Raw genomic sequence first — 22,025 nt, forward strand, 5'->3', positions numbered from 1 at the left:
CAAAATTATAAACTTTGGATTTGTCGATATTGTTGTGGAGATACTCCGACAATGGAACGGAAGTCCCGGATGAAATGCGAGTGGTCGTAATAGCCAAGCGCTATGGACATCTCCAACCAGTCGCTCACTACTCCCTGATCAATCAGTTGCGCCGCTTCGTGCAGCCGATACCGCTGAATCACTGATTTCGGGCTGACGCCAACATAACGGTCAAACAGTCGCTGCATCGTCCGCAACGTCATGTCGGACAGTCGAACAGCATCCTCTACCTTCAGCACATTCCGATCCGCCTGAATCCTTGCGACCAACTGAGAAATTTTTTCTACATTCGGATCTTGCTGGGGCAGCCGTTCAATCAGAAACTGCTCGAATCGGTCAACCATTGCCTGATCGTCCGGCAACTGGAGTATTTCTGCTTCCAGTGCAGCCGTGTCCACCTGGAACACTTCTTCTATAGTAGTAGATGTACCGTATAGCTCCGAAACAGGTTTTTGCCAAAACGGAAAGAATCCCCCTGGCTTGAATTTTACACCGAATACATGACCTTGACCCGCAAGCATATGGGAGGACGTGGACGGAGCGACTCCGAAAATTCCCGATGCCCCCTGTTCAAAAACGAGATTGACGTTGGGGTGGGCCAACACTGTTTGCGAATAAGGAGCTTGTCCGCGCAAATCCCATCTGACTACCCAATAGTGCTGAACAAAGTATCCGATTTCCTTGCTTGGCTCATACCGTTGTAGCGAAAACTTTTTGCCGCCGAGCACGGCATGCAGCACGCCTTTTGGCAGAAGTGACCGCCAGAGCTACCAACTCACAGGGCGGTCACTTCTTTTTTGGGGTCAAGGCAATGACGATTGTGACGACGAGACTCAGCGAAGTGACAATAAATCCACCAAACTGAATCAAAAAGGTCAGTGTTTCGTGCGTAATTGCCATATTCTCACCTCCCCCTGTTTGCGACATGGGAAGATGAGCAGACCACCCTGAGAGAAGCCGTGTCATGTACTTGTCCAATATTTTACTATGCTTCCGATCAGACTGTCCATTTAAAGTAATTGATAAAATCGCTTGGAGGCGGGAACGAACATGAAAACCAGAGAGATAACCCTGGGAGTCACGAACAATGTGCGTCTGGTTGTTTACATCGAACGAGTAGGGAAAGCCGATCTCGTCGCTATTCCAGAATTAGAGTGGGAGTACAATCATTCCAGACGAGGAAGGCGCGAACAGCTCAGCAGAGCTTGAAGCGCTGGATGGAAAGGCTACGCAAATCGCTGGAACGTCCGCTGGTTTACGGTGACGCGGAGGGACTCACAGACAAGATCATAGAGTGGATTACAGAGCTTCCTGAGCGTCCTGAATAGGATGTTGGTTGGGTCCCCTTCAAACTATTATACCATTTTCGCCCAAAATTTTGGTAATTTTTAGGTCTTATGGACAGTTCCATCCATAAGGGATTGCGATATTATATTACTAGATTGGAAAAATATTTAATAAGGGAGTTGTAATTCTTGAAACACTTTAAAAAGACTATTTTTACTTTGCTCACTCTTTCGTTAGCAGGAGGTACATCAGCGTTTGCTGATTCAGTTGAGCATACCCTTTCTGGTATTGCTGGAACCTCTACTACTTACCATAGTACGGTGAGTGACAGCAGCTATGCTGCAGATTACAGCTACATGCATAGTGATAAAATTTATGAATACGGATCTAATAAGATTAAATTTGAAAGGGCAGAAGCTTATGCTGGTTCCTCCAGTCCATCTGGTTCTGAATTTTATAACTACCAAGTCGTTGATGTTTATGGAAACGGAGCAGGCACAAAGACTCAATATCTTGGAAAGTCAGTAGCATCTGGTTTTACCTTGACAACAGGCGTAACTCTTTATTCTACCCCTACAAAAGCAGCTATGACTCGTGCTCTAGTATGTGCAGACCCTAGTGGATGTGCTGGAGGGCAAAATAATTATGTGTATGATACGTGGATCTATAAAGCCCCCTCAACTCTATCCAAATCAAAATCTTCCTCGGACGAATCTCAGACATATGAAGTAATAGAAGAACATACAAAAGCAAAAAAAGTGAATATGAAAGAAGTCAAAAAAAGCATAAACTATGCTGAACCTCAATATGTCCCAGAGTTTATGACCGTTAGCGATGATGTAATAATGATTGAGCCACCATCAGTCATCGAAGATGAAAAATTAAAAGATAAACTTAACCAATGGGAAATTAGATATAAAAGTACAGTTGATGACTCGTTTATTAATTTGATGATTACCAAAGGTGGTAATGGAATATTGGGAGAAAGCGAAGAAATCGAAATCAACGGTAGAAAAGGTGAAATTCAGGAAAGTGATGAGTACATTACCTTGTCCTGGAAAGCCAATAAAGTTAGTTACTGGATGGTAGCTAAAACTACTGACAAATTAACAAAAGAAGAGGTATTGAAGTTTGCTGAATCTATTAATTAAATTTAAGAAGCCCCTTATAGGGGCTTCTTAAATTTAATACTGTTGGTTATCGTGAATGTCATTTCGTTGTTCATTTAAAAAAGTTTCCTTGTACACCATATTAGAAGCGCTTGAGTTTTTGATACCTGTTTGTATATCTTTTGCTGTTATTTTTCTTTTCGTTATACGATCATACACAACTCCAAAAAGCAATATGCCTCCAAAGATGATTAACAGGAAGACCCACATTGGCATTTTAAATCCCTCCTTATTAGTCCTTATTAGTATAAGACGCATTTATCAATAAAATGTTGCTTGTATTAAATTGGGTCCCGATAATGTGTTTTATGTAAACAAGCGTCCGAAAGTCCAAATTCGGGCGTTTTTCGCCATTTTCAGCGATTAGCACAAAACTGACACCCGTCATTTGTCCACCACTCATGGACAAAACAGCCTTTCCCTCGAAATTCCTCGATCTTACGTTAGCTTCGATTTGCTTCCATTTTCATTTTGATAGTTGTGGCCACCGATTATAAATTTCTACCATACAACTCATCGTAAGCATCAATGTATTTTACCGCAGCATATCCGGATTTTTTTCCATTTAGTCCGCCTCCTGTCGCGTTTTTACAATACACCCCTGTTTTGTCTGTCTATACTAAGAGTAGTAGTTGCAGCTGGGGATTACAATTTCAAAATTTATTGATAACAGGAGGCACGACATGGATCATATTTTCAATTTTTACATCGGAGCTACCCCGGAACGCGTATGGCACGTTCTCACTTCGGAAGAGGGAGTCAAAAGCACGTTTTTCAACTCCGTCATCCGCTCCACTTTTCAAGTCGGTGACGATCTGGCTTATGTCGGGCCAGGAAATGATGGCCCTGAGACAGTCCATGTGTACGGAAAGGTTCTGGCATTCGAGCCGCAGCAAGTCTTCAGCTTCCTGGAGCATCCTGGCCCGTCTTACCGGCCCAACCACGCTGAACTGCAGAGCCGCGTGACCTTCAAGCTGGAGCCTGTCGGCGGATGTACACGACTGACCTTGATCAACGACCAATGGACCGAAAATCATCCTTCCAACGCCAACGCGAGTCAAGATTGGCCGATGATTCTCTCCAACATCAAGACGTATGCAGAAACAGGAAAAACGTTGGATTTCGGCTACTAAGCCGGACAATTTGAAAAGGAAACCCCGGAAGCGGCATGCCTTGGCACTCTCGCTACCGGGGTTTTTGGCCTGCTACTCGACCATCTCTGCCCACTTCAGATCGATAAAGCCCAATCCGTCTACCTGTACGCCTTTTACCTTGTCGCTTTGCACCCACACGTCGACATCCGTAAAGAGCGGAATGACTGGCATGGCATCCATGAAAATTTGCTCGGCTTCCGCAAACAGCTGCTTGCGCTTCTCCGGGTCACTCTCCAAGGCGGACTGTTTCAAAAGCTCTTTGTAGCGCTCGTCTTCCCAGCCCGTATCGTTGTTTCCGGTCTTCGCGTCGCGGAACATTTCCAAATAGTTGATCGGATCGTTGAAATCGGCATTCCAGCCCAAGCGGCCAATCTCGTAATTCAGTTCATGCAAATCTTGCAAGTGAACCTTAAATTCTTTGATCGCCAGCTTCACGTCGATGCCGAGATTGCGTTTCCACTGATCCTGCATGGCTTCCGCGATTTTTTTGTGTCTGTCTGTCGGGTTGTAGGACATCGTAATCGTGGGCAAGGTGGTCACACCCAGCTCTTGCATGCCTTCCGCCAACAGCTTTTTCGCTGTCTCGACATCGTTGTCGCGGAAGTAGCCTTCCGGTTTGATAATCATCGATTGAGGCAGCATTCCCATCGTCGGCACTTGTCCAACCTGCGTGATGTTGTCCACGATGCTTTGGCGATCGACCGCATAGGCCAACGCTTTGCGGATTTTCGCATTTTTCAGCGGCCCTTTGGTCGTATTGATTTTGTACCAATACATCGTCGCTTTCGGATGAACGACCAGCTTGCCGGCTTCCTTCAAAGACGGGATCGCATCAGTCGGCAAACCGCCAAGCGGTTGACCAGCCCAGTCCAGCTCGTTGTTGTCGAACATGGACAGCGCTGTATTGTCATCCTCGATCATGGCAAATTCGATTCGGTCGAGTTTGACAGCATCTTTATCCCAGTAGTTTTCGTTCTTTTCCAATACAATCTTGCTCTTGTGCTCCCAGCCCGTCATTTTGAACGGACCGTTGCTAACGTGTGTTGCTGCTTCATTCGCCCAGTTCGGATTGGCTTCTGCCACTTTTTTGTCTACAGGATAATAGGTGTAAAAGGCCGTCAATTCCAGGAAAAATGGTGTCGGGTTTTCTAGCGTGACTTCAAGCGTTTTGTCATCAAGAGCTTTTACCCCCAGCTCGGTTGCTTGCGCCTTGCCCGTATGCACCTTTTCCGCATTTTTGATGTAGTATAGCTGGTACGCATATTCGGCACCCAGCTTCGGATTGAGCACACGCTTCCAGGCATACTCGAAGTCGTGCGCTGTCACCGGATCGCCGTTACTCCACTTCGAGTCGCGAATCGTAAACGTGTACACGCGTTTGTCGTCGGATATTTTCACGTCCGACGCAACCGAGTTCATCGGCTTGGCGTCTTTGTCTAATCTGGTCAAGCCGTCAAAAGTAGCACGAACGACCGCGCCTGACGTAGCATCCTTGGCAAGCCCAGGGTCCGCCGTCGAAGGCTCGCTTGTCAGGTTGGCCCTGAACACTTGCGGCTTGCCAGCGCTCGCCGTCTGCTTGGCTTCTCCTGCTTTTTGCTCGGCAGGTGCAGAAGGCGGAGCGGCGGCCTGGTTCCCGGAACATCCTGCCAAAATACTTCCAGCCACAAGCGACACGCCGAAAAGTAGTTTGAATGTTTTGTTCATCTGAATTTTCCCCCTTATCAATTTTTTTCTATCGCCACCACAATATACTCGACAAAAATCGTCTTGAGAATGGGGTTCGGTGAGATTTAATTAAATTTTACGAATATTTATACTTTTATAAATGAAAATAAACCCAACCAGCCACACGGGCCAAATTGGGTTTATTTGTTGATTCATCAATTAGCTGTTCCTTAGAATGCAGGAACGATGGAACCTTTGTATTCATCTTCAATGAACTTTTTCACTTCTGGGCTGTTCAGTTCTTTCGCCAGCTTTTGGATCGCTTCGGAATCTTTGTTGTCTGGACGAGCTACCAGGAAGTTCGCATATGGAGACTCTTTGTCTTCAAGGAAGAGAGCGTCTTTTGTCGGCACCAGTTTTGCTTCGAGTGCGTAGTTGGTGTTGATCAGCGCCAGGTCAACTTCTTCCAGGACGCGTGGCAGCATAGCAGCTTCTACTTCTTTGAACTTCAGGTTTTTCTTGTTTTCTACAACGTCTTTTACCGTTCCGCTGATGCCAGCGCCTTCTTTGAGCTTGATCACGCCGTTTTTCTCCAACAGAGCGAGCGCGCGTCCGCTATTGGTCGGGTCGTTTGGCAAAGCAATGGTTGCGCCTTCTGCCAGCTCGTCAACGGATTTTACTTTTTTGCTGTAAGCACCGAAAGGCTCGATGTGCACGGCGATTACTGGCTGCAAGTCCATGTTTTGACCTTTATTGAACTCTTCCAGGTAAGGCTTGTGCTGGAAGAAGTTTGCGTCCAGTTGCTTTTCATTCAGCTGTACGTTTGGTTGTACGTAATCGGTAAACTCTTTCACTTCCAGGTTAACACCTTGTTCTTTCAGCTTTGGAGCGATGAACTTCAAAATGGCTGCGTGTGGAACCGGAGAAGCGCCTACTTTCAACGTTACTTCTTGCTGTTGTCCGCCTTGTGCGCCGCCTTCAGTTGGAGTTGGAGCTGTTTCCGTTTTGCTTCCGCACGCTGCCAAGGAAAATGCCAATACGGTAGAAAGTACAGATACGACTAATTTTTTCATAAATGATTTCCCCCTATTTTTTGGTCTGTGTTCTGCAAAGCTTATATGGAAAGACCTTACTTGCGGCTGAATCGCATAACCAGGCGATCCCCCAGCGACTGCAAGATCTGGACCAACACGAGCAAAATAATCACTGTAACAATCATGACATCTGTCTGGAAGCGTTGGTAGCCGTAGCGGATTGCCAAATCTCCCAGCCCGCCGCCGCCGATTACGCCGGACATCGCGGTGTAAGAGACAAGGGCAACTGTCGTGATCGTAATCCCGGCCACCAGACCTGGACGCGATTCAGGAAGCAGCACGTTCCAGATGATTTGCCAGTTGGAGGCTCCCATCGACTGAGCGGCTTCGATGACTCCTCGATCCACCTCTCTCAGCGAGGTTTCCACCAGCCGCGCAAAAAACGGGGCTGCACCGATGACGAGCGGCGGAATCGCTCCGAGTACCCCGAGTGAAGTACCCACAATTACTTTTGTCACAGGAATCAGCAAGATCATCAAAATGATAAACGGTACAGAACGCAGTATATTGACAACGAATGAGGCAATCGCATAAAACACCTGGTTTTGCAAAAGCTGTCCGCGAGAAGTCAGGAACAAAATAATCCCCAGCGGCAAACCAATCAGGATGGTAAACAGTGTCGAGAAGCCAAGCATCGTCAGCGTATCTATTGTTCCCTCGGCGATCTCCGACCAATCCACATTTTCCAAAGTCCAGTCCATCTATATCACCTCTACTTCCAAGCCACGCTGACGCAACGTCTCGATGGTTTTTTCGTTTTGACGGACATCGCCTTCCAGCTCGACGACCAGTTGGCCGTACGGCGTATCCTTCATGCGGGAAATCGTTCCTTGCAAGATGCTGAACACCGTGCCTGTTTCTTGCATCGTCTGAAACAAGATCGGCTGGTACGTCTTTTCCCCCAGGAATGTGACGCGGGCAATCGTGCGGTTTCCTGCCGCCTTTTCGTGCGCGACTGCTTCCCGCAGCTCGCTGGAATCGGCCACCTGCTCGACAAATTCCTGTGTCGTCGGATGCTGCGGCTTGAGAAACACGTCCAGAACCTCACCCGACTCGACAATTTTTCCGCCATCGATGACGCCTACGCGGTCGCAGATGGAACGGATCACGTGCATTTCGTGCGTGATCAGCACGATGGTCAATCCCAGTTTGCGGTTGATATCGAGCAAGAGCGCGAGAATCGAGTTCGTCGTCTGCGGATCGAGGGCGGAAGTCGCTTCGTCACACAGCAACACTTTCGGATCATTGGCCAGCGCTCGGGCGATGCCTACGCGCTGCTTCTGACCGCCGGACAATTGCGACGGGTACTTGTCCCGATGCGCTTCCAGCCCGACCAGTTTGAGCAGCTCGTCCACTTTTTTCTGGATTTCAGCCTTCGAGCGATTGGCGAGCTTGAGCGGGAAAGCGACATTCTCGCCTACGGTCGCGGAAGACAACAGGTTAAAGTGTTGGAAAATCATCCCGATCTGGCGGCGCTTTTCCTGAAGCTTGCTGTCATCGAGCTTGGTCAAATCCACTCCGTCGACAACGACTTGTCCTGACGTAGGGCGCTCCAACAGGTTGATGCAACGAATCAGGGTACTTTTCCCCGCACCGGAATGCCCGATGATCCCGTAAATTTCCCCTTTATCTATGGAAAGGTCAATCCCGAGCAATGCCGGAATCGTCTTGCCTTGTACTTGATAGCTTTTATGCAGTTGTTGCAATTGAATCAACGCATCCACCTCCCAGCAAAATCTGTCTACATGCCTTGTGAAAAACAGAAAGCCCCTTTTTTCATAAACGAAAAAGGGGCTGCAACGCATGTATACGTTCGCATCCACCCTTCTCATCTATCAAGATCCAACCAATCTTGTAGGAATTGGCACCGCGACGCTCATTTTCGAAAAAATGAACCGGTTGCCGGGCTTCATCGGGCCTGTCCCTCCGCCTCTCTTGATAAGAAAGATTTCCACGTATATTATGTTCGTTTTTCATATTTTCATGATACAAACCGGATTATATCCTTTTTGAAAATATCCCGTCAATAGCAATCCCAGGAAAAACTTTTTTAATCTATCACTCCGTTGCGGATAATGGTTGCCTGAACATGAAAACGAACAGACGCCTGCCGGAAAATTTTTCTCCAGTCGCGGTTCGTCGTCTCTTTCAATCCCCTCTGCTGGGCGCGATAGACGATGCCAAATCCCGCCGGATCGACGTCCAGTTGCTGCAATTTTTTGACGACTTTTTGCAGTTCTTTCTCGATTTCCTTTTCCAATGCGTCCTCCATCGTTTTCATCATTTTGCTGTAACGGGAGGAGATGCTGCCAATGCCTTTTTTCGCAAAGTGCTCATTGTACAAATGCCACCCGTATTTGCCCGCCTGAAAGTTTTTTGTCTGATTGCAAATTCGCCTTGTCCCGCATGCCCTTGCTCGTTTCCCCAGTCCCAAGTGCCTTTCGACATGGTCGATATTCAGTCTATCCTGATCGATTTCCCTCAGCTTCGGAATAAGCTCGCTGTACACGACTTTGGCATCCGCCATGCTCGATATGAAATACAGCCTCGCACACCCATCCGGGTCATCGATATGCTCGGCAACCAGGTCCCCGATATGCGAAAACCATCTATGCAGGAACTCCTGGTCCATCTCCTTCACCCCAATGTGCCTGTACTGTAGAAAATCATGGATAGTGTGCCCAAATATGCAAAAAAACAGCACGCTACATTCGCGTGCTGTCTTTGCTGTCTGTACTGTCGTCTGTTTTGTTGTCCTCTTGTTGCATCGTTTCAGTCGGCGGCTCAAGCTTTTCCTGAATGAACGACTGAATCTGGTCTACGTCGGGAATGAGCACAGCTCCTGCCTTGTGCGATTCCCGGAACATTCCCATCGGCGGCAGCTGATAGTTGCCCGGTTGCATCGTATCGAGCTTCAAGCCGAGCGCGGACAGCTTCAGCATGTCCATGGAGCTGATGTTCGTCTGGATGTACGGCGCCACTTGTTTGAGGATGGACGGCAACTGGATCAGGGATGTGCCGCTCTTCATCTGGCTCGCTACAGCGGCGAGCAATTTGCGCTGACGCTCGGTGCGCGTATAGTCGGATGTGGCGTCATGGCGGAAACGGACGTACTGCAACGCCTTGTTGCCATCCAACTGCTGCACACCTTTTTTCAGATTGATATCGTAGACGCCTTTATCTGTCGGGTCATGGTAATACATGTTTTTCTCTACGTCGATCTCGACGCCGCCCACTGCGTCGATCAGCGCCTTGAAGCCTTCGAAATCGGTAATGACGTAGCGATCCACAGGAAGTCCGGTAAACTGGCTGACCGTCTTCATCGCCAGCTCAGGCCCGCCGTCTACAATCGCCGAGTTGATGCGCGAGCTGCCATTTCCGGGAATGTCCACATACGTATCCCGCAAAATGGAGAACAGATCGTAACGCTTGGATGCCGGGTCGATACTGACCAGCATCATGGAGTCGGAACGGGGAAGCCCGTTATTTTTCATTCCCCTGCGATCCACACCCATCAGCAAGATGTTCACACGCTCTTGACCATCCCACTCGGGTATCTCCGCCGCTTTCGTTGCGGCTCCGCCATCCGGCGGGGCAGGTGTAACAACATTAGGAGCCTGGATATTTTGAGCAAACTCATAAAAGGAGTATCCGTAATAACCCGCTGTCGTGGCAATCACGACAAGCATCAGGAGCAACACTCGTTTCCATATTCGCATAAAGAACTACTCCACCTTTTATTCTCTGTATCTACTTGAACTCATCTCACCACTTGTTTAGTATACTCGAATCTTTACAATGTGGAGCAGCCTTTATTTGGGTAGCTTAACTTTTTATACTTTAACGTTTACAAAATTTGCAATATTCTTTATACTACCTTCATACTCGTTTCCAAGGGGTGACTTGTCGTGCTTTCTCCATCCGCATTTTTTCAGCGTTACCCGCAGGAAGCCCTGTTTTTTCTCGTTGCAAGCTTTATCAATTCTGCTGGCAGCGCTTTCATGTGGCCGTTGACTACTTTGTACGTACATACGATTCTCCAACGCTCCATGACCGAAGCCGGCTTTGTTTTGATGGTCCAGTCTTTGGCGGGCATTGCCGGGCAATTCGTCGGCGGCTCCCTGTTTCACCGCTTGGGCGCCAAGCGTCTCATCGTGGGAGCGCTGCTTTTTCAAGGATTGATTCAGCTGTCCATTCCGTTCATCAGCAGCTGGCCCGTCTATCTCGTGCTCATGACCTGTTTGGGCTTTACTTTCAACCTTTCTTTTCCGGCGATCCAGGCATTTATCGGCTTTCGCTGGAAAGAACAGCGCCGAGAGCTGTTTAACATCGTCTACGTAGGCAACAATCTCGGCATGGCGATCGGCACTTCGCTTGCCGGGGTCATCGCTACCTTTTCCTTTCAGTTGACCTTTTTGTTCAACAGTACGAGCACGCTGTTGTTTGCGCTGTTCTTCTTCCTTTTTATGAAACGCTCTTTTCTAAGAAATTGTTGCTTTTAGAAAAGCCGTGAGTTGCTTGATATTTATAGTACCAAGCGAAGCGTGCATTCACGGTAAATGGAAATCCTATAGACTTCCTGATTTTCATTATAGAGCACACGTTTCCACAACAGCAATAGCAACAAAATTTGCGAAAAGAGCCTTATGAAAAATATCTCGCACCAAGAACTGGTTGGCGACCAGGCAAAAGAAAACCGGCGGCAAGGCGAGGCGAAAAATACGTTTGCCCTGCTTCTGCGCTACCAGCTTTACTTGTTCATGGCACTGGGAGCTGCCTGTATTTTCTTTTCCAACATGGTCTGGAACACGGGTGTCGCCCCTTACATTACGGCGCAGGGCATGCCGCTGTCGGCCTTCAGTTGGCTGTGGACGATCAACGGCATCATCATTTTTGCGGGTCAGCCCATCACGTCCTGGATCAAGCGCATCCTGCAGCAAAACTTGTCCGCGCAGCTGGTGGCAAGCGCGGTGGCATACGCTCTCGGGTTCGGCTTCATGCTCATGTATCACGGCAGCTACTTTGCTTTTATCGCCGGCATGATCATTACCACTTTTGGCGAAATGCTGATCTCTCCGACTATCCCGACTTTCATTACGGAAAAGACGGGGGAAAACGCTCCCTTTTACCTGGGAGTCGTCGGGGCGATTACCGCTGTGGGGCGCTTGCTCGGCCCGCTGGCGATGGGCTATATGTACGACCACGGTGGCGTGCAGCCCACGTTGCTTTTGGCCTCTCTCGTTTCGCTTGCTTCCGTCTTCCTCTGTTTGCTCCATGCGTATGTCCAGCGCGAAAAACGAATCTCGGCGACAAAAGCCAGTTGATTCGTTTACGCATAAACAAGCCGCCTGCTTCCAGCTTGGAAAAAGGCGGCTTGTTTGCTATCCAGACCGTTCTCGATTGTCGCTTTCCTTGTAAACCCGGCTACCTCACTGGCGGGCATGTCAACGATTTGCCGTTGTCCTTCGCAGAAAGGCTCATGATGTACGGCACAGCTACACGGCTCCACTCTTGTGCGGATGGGGCTGCCGCCATGTCTTGCGGCGAACACGCTTGCAGCATGGACGTACCGACGCTTCCTCCCGGGTCAAGCGCGACTGCCGCCATCCCCTTCGGCAATTCTTGCGCCAGCGATTGAGTCAGCCCTTCGACTGCGAATTTGGATGCGCAATACGGTGCTACATACGCTTCCCCGACTCGCCCCCAGTACGAGCTGATGTTTACAATCACTCTGCCCTCCGGATTGGGTACCATTTTCGGCAAAAAAGCGCGACAGACGTAAAACACGCCGTTTACATTGACATTCATGACTGTCGTAAATTCTTCTGGCGACAGCTCCATCAGCAGGCTATTGCGATTGATCAGGGAGGCGTTGTTGAGGAGAAGATCCGGTACGCCAAGCTTGCTGCACACTTCCTCTGCCCAGCTTTCCACCCGCTTCCCGTCGGAAACGTCGATCGTCGAAAAATGATGCCTTTTTCCAAACTCGCGATTCAAGTTCCACACTTCTGCCATCGAGCGGCCGCATCCCGCGACGACCCAGCCCGCTTCATGAAACCGCTCCACCATCGCCCTGCCCAATCCCCGGGTCGCCCCTGTAATGACCACCAGCTTGCTTGCAGACACAACAATCACCGCCTTTTATAAACTTATTATATATAATAGTATAGTAAAAGGCGAAAAGGAATCCCCTTCCAGCAAATCAAATCCAGAAGAGGTTCCTTCTCTTTACGGCTCAATCAAAATGGCAATTCGGGCAGCTGATACCATTCGCCAGACATCCATTCGCGGGCTTTCCAGCGCAGGACATCCGGCCGCACGAGTGGCATGATTTGTTGGAAAAGCTCCACGCGTTCGATATCGGTCATCGGCACAAAAGCTTCTGCTGCGGCCAAATCCGCCTCCAGCTCGTCCATTTTGCTCACGCCCAAGATCGCTGTTGCGACAGGCAAACTCCATGTATAGCGCAGCGCCTGCTCCGTCCACGGAGCCAGCTTGCCCAGCCCCATCACCTTCATCCCGATGACGGCCACGCCTTTTTCGACTGCTTGCGGCACGAAATCATGGACAAAGCTGTAGATGAAATGATCCAGAGCAGACAAAGCCACGAGCGCACTGTCAAAAGGAAAACGGCGAATCGCTTCTGCCAGCAAGCGCGGGTCGGTATGTCCGCTAATGCTGATTTTGCGGATCAGTCCCTGCTCTTTGGCTTCCAGCAGAGCTTCCAGAGCGCCGCCTTTGGCAAAAATCGCTTCCAGATCGTGCGGCTGCATGATGTTGTGCATGCGCCACTCGTCGACGTAGTCCGTCTGGAGCCGCTTCAAGCTGCCCTCCAAATCTTTCAAAGCCAAATCGCGGGTGCGTCCTCCCGTCTTGGTCGCGATCCACACGCGGTCGCGCAAGCCTTTTAACCCCAAGCCCACCCGGGTCTCCGACTGCCCGTCGCTGTAGCTCGGAGCTGTATCGAAGTAGTTGACGCCCGCTTCTACTGCGCGGCGAATAATCGCGATTGCCTGCTCTTCGCTGCAATCGTGCTCGTCCACGATCCGCTGCGCACCGAATCCGAGCAAGGAAACTTGATGGGGATCTCGTCCAAATGATCGGGTCTGCATGCTGGTGGTTGCTCCTTTCGGATGTAAAACAAGACGCCCGATTCCGAGCGCCTTGTCATGGTCATTGTTGTTTATTTGTATGTCTCGTAAGCTGTGGTCAGCAGGTTGGAGATGGTTTGCAGATCGTTGTTCTCGATCTGATGGCGCTCGATCATCGTCATGATTTTGCCGTCCTTCATGATCGCAAAAGACGGAGACGACGGCGCATAGCCTTCAAAATACTCGCGGGCTTTTGCCGTAGCTTCTTTATCCTGACCTGCGAATACAGTATAGATGTTGTCTGGCTTGGTGGAATGGCCCAAGGAATGAACCACTGCCGGACGAGCGAGTCCTGCTGCGCAGCCGCATACGGAGTTAACGACTACGAGAGTCAAACCTTTTGCATTCGGCAATGTTTGTTCAACTTCCTCTGCCGTGCGCAGCTCTTGAAATCCGTTGCGGGTCAATTCATCGCGCATCGGTTGAATCACTTGGCTCATATACGCTTCATAAGACATCATGGGGCAACCTCTCCTTTGTATCACGTTTCCATTTACGTATTATTATAACCTGATCGAGCCCTCGCGAGAACGCAGAAGTGCTTTCGTTCTACACTTCCATCAAAATGGTGAGGATCATCGGATTGCGTCCGGTCTTTTCATAAATAAACGGCTTGATTACTTCATTGATCTGGGATTTCAGCTCAGACCATTCCTTGATCTTCTTGTCGAGCGCTTCCTGGAGGCGCTGGCGAACCAGAAGCGTCGCTTCCTGAATGAGCGACTCAGAACCGCGCACATAGACAAAACCGCGGCTGACGATGTCTGGTCCCGTGAGAATCTTGAAGTTTTTCATATCGAGGCTGACGACGACGACCATCAGGCCATCTTCCGCCAAATGCTTGCGGTCGCGCAGAACGATGTTGCCTACGTCTCCGATGCCGCTGCCGTCGATCAGCACGATTCCGGCGTGCACCTTGCTGAGCCATGCCTTTTCACGGTTGCAGTTCAGCACTTCCCCGTTGTCCATGAGGAAAATGTTGCTCTCGTCAATTCCTACTTGCTGCGCCAGCTTGGAGTGCGTCTTCAGCATCCGGTATTCACCGTGAATCGGAATGAAGTATTTCGGACGAATGAAGTTGAGCATGAGTTTCAGTTCTTCGCTGCTTCCGTGTCCAGACGCGTGAATGTCAAACACGTGACTGAGCACGACGTTTGCGCCTGCCCGGTACAGCTTGTCTATCGTCCGGCTGACATTGATCGTGTTGCCCGGAATCGGCGAAGCAGAGATGATCACCGTGTCTTCCGGATAGATCGACACAGTGCGGTGCGATCCGGAAGCAATCCGGGTCAGCGCCGCCATCGGCTCGCCTTGACTTCCCGTGCAAATAATCAGCACCTGATTGTCTGCGTAGTTGTCAATGTGCTTGATATCAATCAGCATACCCTCAGGCATCTGGATGTAGCCCAGTTCTTGTCCAATCAGGAACACTTTTTCCATGCTGCGGCCGATGACCGCGACTTTGCGGTTGCACTGTTCAGCGGCATCTACCACTTGTTGCAGACGATGCACGTTGGACGCGAATGTAGCCAGGATGATGCGACCGCGCGCTTTGCGCACCACATCGAGAATCCCCTCGCCAACTGTGCGCTCTGACATGGTGAAGCCGTAGCGCTCACTGTTTGTACTATCGGAAAGCAAAGCCAAAACGTCGCCACTCGCGCCGAGTTTGGCAATTTTGCCGTACTCTGTGGTCTGTCCGACTGGAGTCATATCAAATTTGAAGTCGCCTGTATGGATAACCATGCCTTCAGGCGTGTGGAGCACAACCCCGAGCGAATCCGGGATGCTGTGATTCGTACGGAAGAAAGTCGCTTTCAGTCGATTGAACGGAATTTCCGTATCTTCCGAGATCGGAATCATCTTCACGTCATTTTGCATGCGATGCTCTTCCAGCTTCGCCTTGACCAAGCCCAGGGTCAGACGACCACCGTAGATCGGCACGTTAATTTGTTTGAAAATATAAGGAATCGCTCCGATGTGATCCTCATGTCCGTGCGTTAACAAAAGTGCTTTAATCTTGTGCTGGTTGTCCACCAAATAGGAAATATCGGGGATGACCAGGTCGATACCGAACATTTCATTTTCGGGGAACTTCACCCCGCAGTCAATGATGATAATTTCATCCTCATACTCGACGCAATACATATTTTTTCCGATCTCGCCGAGGCCGCCCATTGCGAAAATCTTAACGTCGCTCAAACTCTTTCCTCCTAACTTCATCGTGCATGATTTTGGGAACCCGAACCAAGCATGCCATTCTTATTGTAACACAACGCGAGGCGTTCGTTTCATCCTGTCTTGTTAATTCCACACATTCATCTTCGGTCAATATTAGAAAACTGATACGCGGTATCTCCAACTCGAGCAAAAGCTGGGCATCAAGCGACTGCTCCGGCCGCAAGCCCCCTTTTGCACGTGTAAGGATTTTCTACGAATGACCGCTTTAAAAAGACTTCAGACTACATGGCAAGCCCGTTTTCCAACACGAAAAAGGAGAGCCTCCGCCATGCATTCTTCCATGAACATGTTCCTCACGCGCAGCTTTCTCGCTACACTGGCCGCAAGTTTGCTGCTGTTCTTTTTCCAGTATGCCCCAGCAAATGCCCAGCCGCCATATGCCAAATGGGGCAGATTGGCGATGCAGGAAACGATGCAAAAATATCCGCACGCGCAAATCGTAGACTATTTGCATGTCGGGCGCATAGCAAAAACGCCCACCACGTCAGAGGAGACGTTCAAGCTCTTGCTCCAGCAGGGCAATCGCAGGTGGGCGCTTCTTGTGCATATTGAATTTGAAAACCAAACGGAACGAGTCGTGAACATCACGTACGAAGAAACCGTCTGAGTCTAGTCAGCGAGCTGTTCCATTTCTTTCATCATTTGCTCCATGTCCATGTCCGCCGCCATGCCGTAAGCACGGCGCATGTTGCCGTCACCGTCGACGAGGAACATGCGTGCGGTGTGGGCAAAGGAACCATCAGGCTGCTTCAGTACCGCGATCCCGAAGTCTTTCGTTACTTTTTCCACCGCCTGGGCATCTCCGCGCAAAAACTTCCAGCCGCTTTGATCAGCCTTGAACTTCGCTGCATACTGCTGCAAAACCTCAGCCGTATCAAAGTCGGGGTCGAAGGTGATCGAGACAAACTCAACCTTGTCGCCGAACAGCTTTTTCTCCTTCAACTGATCCTGAAGCTTGGACATGTTGTACGTCGTTGCCGGGCAAATATCAGGGCAATTGGTAAACATGAACTCGACAAGGCGCACCTTGCCTTTGCCTTGCGAGAACGTATAGGAAGTTCCGTCACTGTTGTCCAACGAAAAGTCCGCGATCGGCTTCATCACCGGAATCGGATCTTTTGCCAAGTATTTGTAGCCGAACACACCTACAATCGCAAGGATAATCAAGCCTGCCAGCACCGTAAACCAATGGCGCTGCAACGCTGACCCTTGTTGCTGTGCTCCTTCACTCACGATTTCCTGCCTCCCCTGCACATCTCATGCGCCATCCCGCTTTGCTTGCAGCGGCGAGCAGCGCACATTTTCTCTGTCTTTCTAGACTTCTTTTTCCCCAGGCCATGCCAGCATTCCGCCAACCATATTGGCAGCGTCAAAGCCAAGCTCACACAAATATTCAGTTGCCCGGTGGCTGCGTGCGCCGCTTCGGCACACCATGATGACCGGAATGTCTTTGTCCAGCTCGTCGGTGCGATGCGGCAAAAAGCCGAGCGGAATCAGCTTGGCCTCTTTGATATGGCCTTCGTTCCACTCCTCCACCTCGCGTACATCAATCACCTGAAGCTGTTCTTTTGCCGCGAGCTTTTCCAGCAGCTCTTGTGGTGTAATTTCCTTCACGCCATGGCTCATCGCGTTTTTTCCTCCTATATGTACAATCGTTTAGTCGTTTTCTGCCATTTCCATCATATCATAGGCCCCAGGCGTTTTCTAACGGCGGGAGCTGCGAAAGCGCCGAGATATAGGGGCAATTTTGTGACAGCAAGGCTCGGTTGCTTGCAAGTTCAAAGAATTTACAAAAATGACCATAAAATTATAAAATTACAAGTAAAAAACCATGTCTGCCAGTTCATGAAAAAGAACGCTGATAATTGATGAAGCTTAGCGTGAGGGGGAGTTATTTCTATGATGTATGTCCTTGGAATTTTGGCTGTTTGCACTCTGGCTGCGGTCCTCTTGTATGCCAAAAAAGGAAAACAATCTCGTAAGGCAACTCATTTGGTTTCAGATGAAGGAAACCCTCATACAAACCATGTAAACAGAGCTTACCAGACAGGCTCTCTGGATCTTATGGGCAACAGCATGAACGGGTAAATCTTTAAAATCCACAAAATCCACCCCGATAACTTAATCATTTGATGTTGACAGCGAAGTATGGTTTTTCATACAATTATGACAACAACTGAAAGCTACATTTTCATCAAGAGCGGTGGAGGGACAGGCCCTATGAAACCCGGCAACCAGCAAGCGAGTCTTGCGCGGTGCTAATTCCTGCAGAATCCATAGATTCTGAGAGATGAACGCACACCCGTGCATAGCCGGAGCCTTCTTCTACTCAGGAGAACGCTCCGTTTTTTTATTTCCTTACCCCCATATAAAAAGGAGAGATGATCATGTCTGACCAACAACAATGGAAACCGGAAACGCTCGCCGTACACGGCGGACAGGAGGTAGACCCGGTAACAGGCTCGCGCGCGGTTCCGATCTACCAAACGACTTCCTACGTCTTCCGTGACACGGAGCATGCTGCCAACCTGTTTGCTTTGAAAGAGTTCGGCAACATTTATACGCGCATCATGAATCCGACCCAAGACGCATTTGAAAAGCGCGTCGCTCTGCTCGAAGGCGGCGTAGGTGCGCTGGCAACCTCTTCCGGTCAGGCAGCCATCACCTTCTCGATTTTGAATATTGCGCAAGCGGGCGACGAGATTGTCGCATCTAGCAGTTTGTATGGCGGGACGTACAACCTTTTTGCCCATACGCTGCCACGCCTGGGCATCAAAGTACACTTTGTGGATCAGTCCAATCCGGACAACTTCCGCGCGTTCATCAACGATAATACCAAGGCGCTCTTTTGCGAGACGATCGGCAACCCTCGCATCGACGTGGCCGACTTGCAGGCAATTGCGGACATCGCGCACGAAAACGGCGTGCCGCTGATTGTCGACAATACATTCGCTTCGCCAATCCTGACCCGTCCGTTCGAGCACGGAGCTGACATCGTCGTTCACTCCACGACCAAATTCATCGGCGGACACGGCACGGCGATTGGCGGCATTATCGTAGATTCCGGCAAATTCGACTGGAACAACGGCAAATTCCCTGGTCTGACGACGCCAGACCCAAGCTATCACGGAGTCGTTTATACAGAAGCAGTCGGCCCGCTCGCCTACATCATCAAAGCGCGCGTGCAACTGCAACGCGACATCGGCGCTGCCGTAGCTCCTATCAACTCTTTCCTGTTCCTGCAAGGTCTGGAGACACTCCACCTGCGCATGGAGCGCCACAGCCAAAACGCACTCGCGGTAGCGAAATTCCTCGCCGAGCATCCGGCAGTGGAATGGGTCAGCTACCCAGGTCTTGAAGGCGACGCCAACTACGCACTCGCGCAAAAATATTTGCCAAAAGGCGCTGGCGCCATCCTCACCTTCGGCATCCGCGGCGGCGTGCAAGCAGGCAAAACATTGATCGAATCCGTAAAGCTCTTCTCTCATTTGGCAAACGTAGGCGACTCCAAGTCGCTCGTTATCCATCCGGCGAGCACGACGCACCAGCAAATGAACGAAGCGGAACAATTAACGGCAGGAGTAACTCCCGGATTGATCCGTCTGTCTGTCGGAACAGAGGCGATCGAAGACATCATCGGCGATTTGAAGCAAGCTTTGGAAGCAGCTGTTGCCGTGAGCAAGGTATAGGTTTTCCTACAACACCATACCTTTTCATTCAAGCGAAAACGAAAAAACCACTCTCGTCAGGGAAGTGGTTTTTTTCGTTTTTTTGTGTCTTTCACTGGATAGTCTCAACTAAATCAGCAGAAAAAAAAGAACAGATGCGAAAATCATTGAACTATTCATTCGAAATAACTTGAATTAACAGTTCGGATATTTTAGAATTTGATCTATGAAAAAAATGGGGAAAAGGTGATCCGCTTTGAAAATATGGAACATCGGCAGTGCACGCACCACCTACCAGCTCGACTTCGCTTGCTCACCGCTTTTTGAAGCCGCACTCGGAATCGCCGTCGCCACTTACGATCAAATTCACCACACGCTGGAGCATCCGCCTGAGCACTGGAGCAGAATGCTGAGCGCGCTTCCGCAATCCGTCCAGCTTGAGGTTGATTACGCCAAAAGGCACAACACTTGGAAGACGTTGCTGCAACTGCTCCACCACCAGCCTTTTGCCGATCTCGAATCGTTTTTGCATGTTGTCAGCGAGCTGTCGGCAGAAGAGTTGCGCTACCACGCCCTGCCTTTTTTGGGCCAGGAACGACAGCAAGCACGCGAAAATGCCGCGCAGGGCAGCGCAGCAGACGCCGAGCTTTTGCAAGCAGCATGCCGGGACCACCTCTTTTTTGCAGCGTATATTGCCCATATCACCTCTGTCGACACAAATGAACTGCGCCAGCATCTGCTCACCTTGATGGAAGGCTGGTATCAGACACACATCAAGCCGCAAGAAGACAGCATCCGGCGTATGCTGGAAAAGGATACGTCGCAAAAGCGCGCGATGCAGGACAAGCTCGATCCGGAAGCACTGGTGGAGTGGGCAACCGGAGCAAGCTATCCCCCTGAGCCTGCGGTCACTCGTGTGCTACTAATCCCGCAAGCGATTTATCGGCCCTGGACGGTGCAGGCCGATGACGCGGGCACGAAAATTTTTTACTGCCCGGTCGCCGATGAAAACATGAGCGAGCACATCGACCCGTACCAGCCGCCGCAGGCTCTGGTGCAAAGCTTCAAGGCGCTCGGAGACGAGCAGCGGCTCCGCATGGTCAAAATGCTGGCGGAAAAAGAGCTGAGCTTGCAGGAATTGACCGACGTCCTGCAAATGGCCAAATCGACGGTTCATCACCATTTGTCCATGCTTCGTTCCGCGCGTCTGGTAGAAGCGTCCGGCTCCCGGTTTCGCCTGCGCAGCCAGTCCGTATCCCAGCTTTCCCTCCTGCTCGATCAGTTTCTGGAAAGGGGATTTTGATGATTCCGCTCTGGAAAAACCGTTCCTACACCTGTATTTTGCTCGGTCAGCTGATCTCCGAGTTTGGCGCATCGCTTTCGACGCTGGCAAACAGCTGGTTGCTCTACCAAATCACCGGCTCCCAGACCGCTGTCGGACAAATGTGGCTGCTCTACTTTTTGCCTTCGCTGCTGGTGCAGCTTGTGGCTGGCCCTTATCTTGACCGCTTTGACAAAAAGCGCGTCATGCTCTTTTCCCAGTGGATGCGCTGTGCGGCTTTCGGCTGTGCTTTTTTGGCGATTTCCTATGCGCCTGACGCTCTTTGGCCGCTCTATCTGACATCGCTGATCAACGGTCTTGTTCAACCGCTGTACGTGCCAGCGAGCCAATCGCTGCTCCCGACTCTTGTCAAACAAGAATCGCTGCTGCAAGCCAACTCTTATCTGGACAGTGCCATGCGCATCGCGATGATTGCAGGCCCGCCGCTGGGCGGGATTCTCGTCGCGAGCATCGGCGGCACACATGTGCTGGGCCTGGTCGCCATCGGGTATGCTGTCAGCGGAGTTTTTCTGCTTTTGTGCGAAAAGACTTCGGTCCCTCCTGCCAAAACAGCAGAATCATGGCTTTTCATGTTCAAGGCAGGGCTGTCCGTCTTTCGGGAAAAACCGTTTCTCTTCTATTTGAGCCTGTACTCCGCACTTGTGCAGTTCGCGGTCGGTGTGACTCTGGTGCTCAATCTGCCGTTTGTGGCGGGCGAGCTGCACGGAACGGCTCTGCATGCGGGATTGTTTTTGGCAGGCTATCCGTTAGGCTACCTCATCGGAACTTTTCTGGTGCCCAAGCTGTTTAATCATCTGGAGCCCTCTTTAGTCATGCTCGTCTCCTTGGTGGCAGGCGGGTTGAGCTTTGTCGCTTTAGGCTTCACTCCGTTCATCGAGCTGGCAATCGCCATCGAGCTGTCGGCGGGTGTTACTGCCCCCTTTTTTCAACTGCACAGCACGCGACTCTATCAACTGCACGTCCCAGCCGGGATGATGGGACGCGTATTCTCAGTGCGTCTGCTGATCGTTCGCACTACAATGCCTATAGGGATCTGGCTGGGAGGAACGCTCAGCGACAGCGTCGGCATTCGCCCGCTCTATTTCGCGATCGGTGCGCTGATCGTGGCCGTTTCCATCGGCGGGATTGCTTTGCAAAAATTTGTAAAATATAGGATATTCCATGTATAATGAAATGCGTGGAAATGACATCACCCCATACCCTATCTACATAAAG

At 50.3% G+C, this 22,025-nt stretch carries 24 protein-coding genes and 2 riboswitches; of the genes, 9 read left to right on the forward strand and 15 right to left on the reverse strand.

Annotation, left to right across the window (positions count from 1 at the left end; translation table 11 throughout):
- Window positions 1-5: 5 nt before the first annotated feature.
- Entirely contained in the window at window positions 6-767 is a 762-nt protein-coding gene (locus tag IRJ17_RS01735; protein ID WP_242772919.1) for a helix-turn-helix transcriptional regulator, read from the reverse strand.
- Between the two features lie 58 nt (window positions 768-825).
- A complete protein-coding gene (locus IRJ17_RS01740; RefSeq protein WP_242772921.1) occupies window positions 826-939 on the reverse strand; it encodes a putative holin-like toxin in 114 nt (37 codons plus the stop codon).
- A 150-nt stretch (window positions 940-1,089) separates the two neighbouring features.
- Between IRJ17_RS01740 and IRJ17_RS01745 the strand changes: the two genes are divergently transcribed.
- Both IRJ17_RS01745 and IRJ17_RS01750 read left to right on the forward strand, forming a co-directional pair.
- Entirely contained in the window at window positions 1,090-1,248 is a 159-nt protein-coding gene (locus IRJ17_RS01745; protein ID WP_242772923.1) for a hypothetical protein, read from the forward strand.
- 266 nt (window positions 1,249-1,514) lie between these two features.
- Window positions 1,515-2,477: a DUF4367 domain-containing protein gene (locus tag IRJ17_RS01750; protein WP_242772925.1), complete on the forward strand. Its 963-nt coding sequence runs from the start codon at window positions 1,515-1,517 to the stop codon at window positions 2,475-2,477.
- Between the two features lie 33 nt (window positions 2,478-2,510).
- Here IRJ17_RS01750 and IRJ17_RS01755 read toward each other — a convergent pair whose 3' ends face one another.
- A complete protein-coding gene (locus tag IRJ17_RS01755) occupies window positions 2,511-2,711 on the reverse strand; it encodes a hypothetical protein (RefSeq protein WP_242772927.1) in 201 nt (66 codons plus the stop codon).
- Between the two features lie 467 nt (window positions 2,712-3,178).
- Here IRJ17_RS01755 and IRJ17_RS01760 point away from each other — a divergent pair, with 467 nt between their 5' ends.
- Window positions 3,179-3,628, forward strand: a complete 450-nt coding sequence (locus IRJ17_RS01760; protein WP_122966597.1) for an SRPBCC family protein — start codon at window positions 3,179-3,181, stop codon at window positions 3,626-3,628.
- Window positions 3,629-3,700: 72 nt separating this feature from the next.
- On the opposite strand, the gene IRJ17_RS01765 is transcribed toward IRJ17_RS01760, so the two are convergent.
- The 6 genes from IRJ17_RS01765 to IRJ17_RS01790 all read right to left on the reverse strand — a co-directional run bounded on the left by IRJ17_RS01765 (window position 3,701) and on the right by IRJ17_RS01790 (window position 10,127).
- Window positions 3,701-5,353 (reverse strand): peptide ABC transporter substrate-binding protein, encoded by a 1,653-nt coding sequence (locus IRJ17_RS01765; RefSeq protein ID WP_173598092.1) that lies wholly within the window; start codon window positions 5,351-5,353, stop codon window positions 3,701-3,703.
- A 191-nt stretch (window positions 5,354-5,544) separates the two neighbouring features.
- On the reverse strand, window positions 5,545-6,387 hold the full coding sequence (locus IRJ17_RS01770; protein WP_122966599.1) for a MetQ/NlpA family ABC transporter substrate-binding protein: 843 nt from the start codon (window positions 6,385-6,387) through the stop codon (window positions 5,545-5,547).
- 56 nt (window positions 6,388-6,443) lie between these two features.
- Window positions 6,444-7,109 carry a methionine ABC transporter permease gene (locus tag IRJ17_RS01775; protein WP_063229431.1) on the reverse strand — a complete coding sequence of 222 codons (666 nt, stop codon included), beginning with the start codon at window positions 7,107-7,109 and terminating at the stop codon, window positions 6,444-6,446.
- Window positions 7,110-8,123, reverse strand: coding sequence for a methionine ABC transporter ATP-binding protein (locus IRJ17_RS01780; protein ID WP_122966698.1), 1,014 nt, complete (start codon window positions 8,121-8,123; stop codon window positions 7,110-7,112).
- 110 nt (window positions 8,124-8,233) lie between these two features.
- Window positions 8,234-8,353, reverse strand: a riboswitch (SAM riboswitch).
- A gap of 105 nt (window positions 8,354-8,458) precedes the next feature.
- Entirely contained in the window at window positions 8,459-9,040 is a 582-nt protein-coding gene (locus tag IRJ17_RS01785) for a Ger(x)C family spore germination C-terminal domain-containing protein (protein ID WP_242772929.1), read from the reverse strand.
- A gap of 73 nt (window positions 9,041-9,113) precedes the next feature.
- A complete protein-coding gene (locus tag IRJ17_RS01790; RefSeq protein ID WP_122966601.1) occupies window positions 9,114-10,127 on the reverse strand; it encodes an LCP family protein in 1,014 nt (337 codons plus the stop codon).
- 189 nt (window positions 10,128-10,316) lie between these two features.
- On the opposite strand from IRJ17_RS01790, the gene IRJ17_RS01795 reads away from it, so the two are divergent.
- Entirely contained in the window at window positions 10,317-10,910 is a 594-nt protein-coding gene (locus tag IRJ17_RS01795) for an MFS transporter (RefSeq protein WP_229049800.1), read from the forward strand.
- 144 nt (window positions 10,911-11,054) lie between these two features.
- Window positions 11,055-11,732, forward strand: a complete 678-nt coding sequence (locus tag IRJ17_RS01800; RefSeq protein ID WP_242772931.1) for an MFS transporter — start codon at window positions 11,055-11,057, stop codon at window positions 11,730-11,732.
- A gap of 100 nt (window positions 11,733-11,832) precedes the next feature.
- On the opposite strand, the gene IRJ17_RS01805 is transcribed toward IRJ17_RS01800, so the two are convergent.
- From IRJ17_RS01805 to rnjA, 4 genes are all read right to left on the reverse strand, one after another.
- Window positions 11,833-12,477, reverse strand: a complete 645-nt coding sequence (locus IRJ17_RS01805; RefSeq protein WP_217365346.1) for an SDR family oxidoreductase — start codon at window positions 12,475-12,477, stop codon at window positions 11,833-11,835.
- Window positions 12,478-12,647: 170 nt separating this feature from the next.
- Complete coding sequence (locus tag IRJ17_RS01810) at window positions 12,648-13,520, reverse strand: aldo/keto reductase (RefSeq protein WP_173597990.1); 873 nt, start codon at window positions 13,518-13,520, stop codon at window positions 12,648-12,650.
- Window positions 13,521-13,591: 71 nt separating this feature from the next.
- Window positions 13,592-14,020, reverse strand: coding sequence for a BrxA/BrxB family bacilliredoxin (locus tag IRJ17_RS01815; protein WP_122966605.1), 429 nt, complete (start codon window positions 14,018-14,020; stop codon window positions 13,592-13,594).
- Window positions 14,021-14,108: 88 nt separating this feature from the next.
- Window positions 14,109-15,782 (reverse strand): ribonuclease J1, encoded by a 1,674-nt coding sequence (rnjA, locus tag IRJ17_RS01820; RefSeq protein WP_167470390.1) that lies wholly within the window; start codon window positions 15,780-15,782, stop codon window positions 14,109-14,111.
- Between the two features lie 286 nt (window positions 15,783-16,068).
- Here rnjA and IRJ17_RS01825 point away from each other — a divergent pair, with 286 nt between their 5' ends.
- On the forward strand, window positions 16,069-16,407 hold the full coding sequence (locus IRJ17_RS01825) for a YqzG/YhdC family protein (protein WP_122966607.1): 339 nt from the start codon (window positions 16,069-16,071) through the stop codon (window positions 16,405-16,407).
- A gap of 2 nt (window positions 16,408-16,409) precedes the next feature.
- Here the strand turns inward: IRJ17_RS01825 and IRJ17_RS01830 are convergent, their stop codons facing one another.
- Together IRJ17_RS01830 and IRJ17_RS01835 are read right to left on the reverse strand one after the other, a co-directional pair.
- Window positions 16,410-17,033, reverse strand: a complete 624-nt coding sequence (locus IRJ17_RS01830; RefSeq protein WP_063229424.1) for an SCO family protein — start codon at window positions 17,031-17,033, stop codon at window positions 16,410-16,412.
- Between the two features lie 81 nt (window positions 17,034-17,114).
- Complete coding sequence (locus tag IRJ17_RS01835) at window positions 17,115-17,426, reverse strand: rhodanese-like domain-containing protein (protein ID WP_063229423.1); 312 nt, start codon at window positions 17,424-17,426, stop codon at window positions 17,115-17,117.
- Window positions 17,427-17,988: 562 nt separating this feature from the next.
- Window positions 17,989-18,097, forward strand: a riboswitch (SAM riboswitch).
- Window positions 18,098-18,187: 90 nt separating this feature from the next.
- Between IRJ17_RS01835 and IRJ17_RS01840 the strand changes: the two genes are divergently transcribed.
- The 3 genes from IRJ17_RS01840 (at window position 18,188) to IRJ17_RS01850 (ending at window position 21,979) form a co-directional block, all read left to right on the forward strand.
- Window positions 18,188-19,489, forward strand: coding sequence for a homocysteine synthase (locus tag IRJ17_RS01840; RefSeq protein ID WP_173597988.1), 1,302 nt, complete (start codon window positions 18,188-18,190; stop codon window positions 19,487-19,489).
- 235 nt (window positions 19,490-19,724) lie between these two features.
- Window positions 19,725-20,771: an ArsR/SmtB family transcription factor gene (locus IRJ17_RS01845; RefSeq protein WP_242772934.1), complete on the forward strand. Its 1,047-nt coding sequence runs from the start codon at window positions 19,725-19,727 to the stop codon at window positions 20,769-20,771.
- Window positions 20,771-21,979, forward strand: coding sequence for an MFS transporter (locus IRJ17_RS01850; protein ID WP_242772937.1), 1,209 nt, complete (start codon window positions 20,771-20,773; stop codon window positions 21,977-21,979). The genes IRJ17_RS01845 and IRJ17_RS01850 overlap by 1 nt, the downstream gene beginning before the upstream one ends.
- The last annotated feature ends 46 nt before the right edge of the window (window positions 21,980-22,025 follow it).

Origin of the sequence: Brevibacillus parabrevis, assembly GCF_022701015.1 — a bacterium.
GTDB lineage: Bacteria > Bacillota > Bacilli > Brevibacillales > Brevibacillaceae > Brevibacillus > Brevibacillus parabrevis.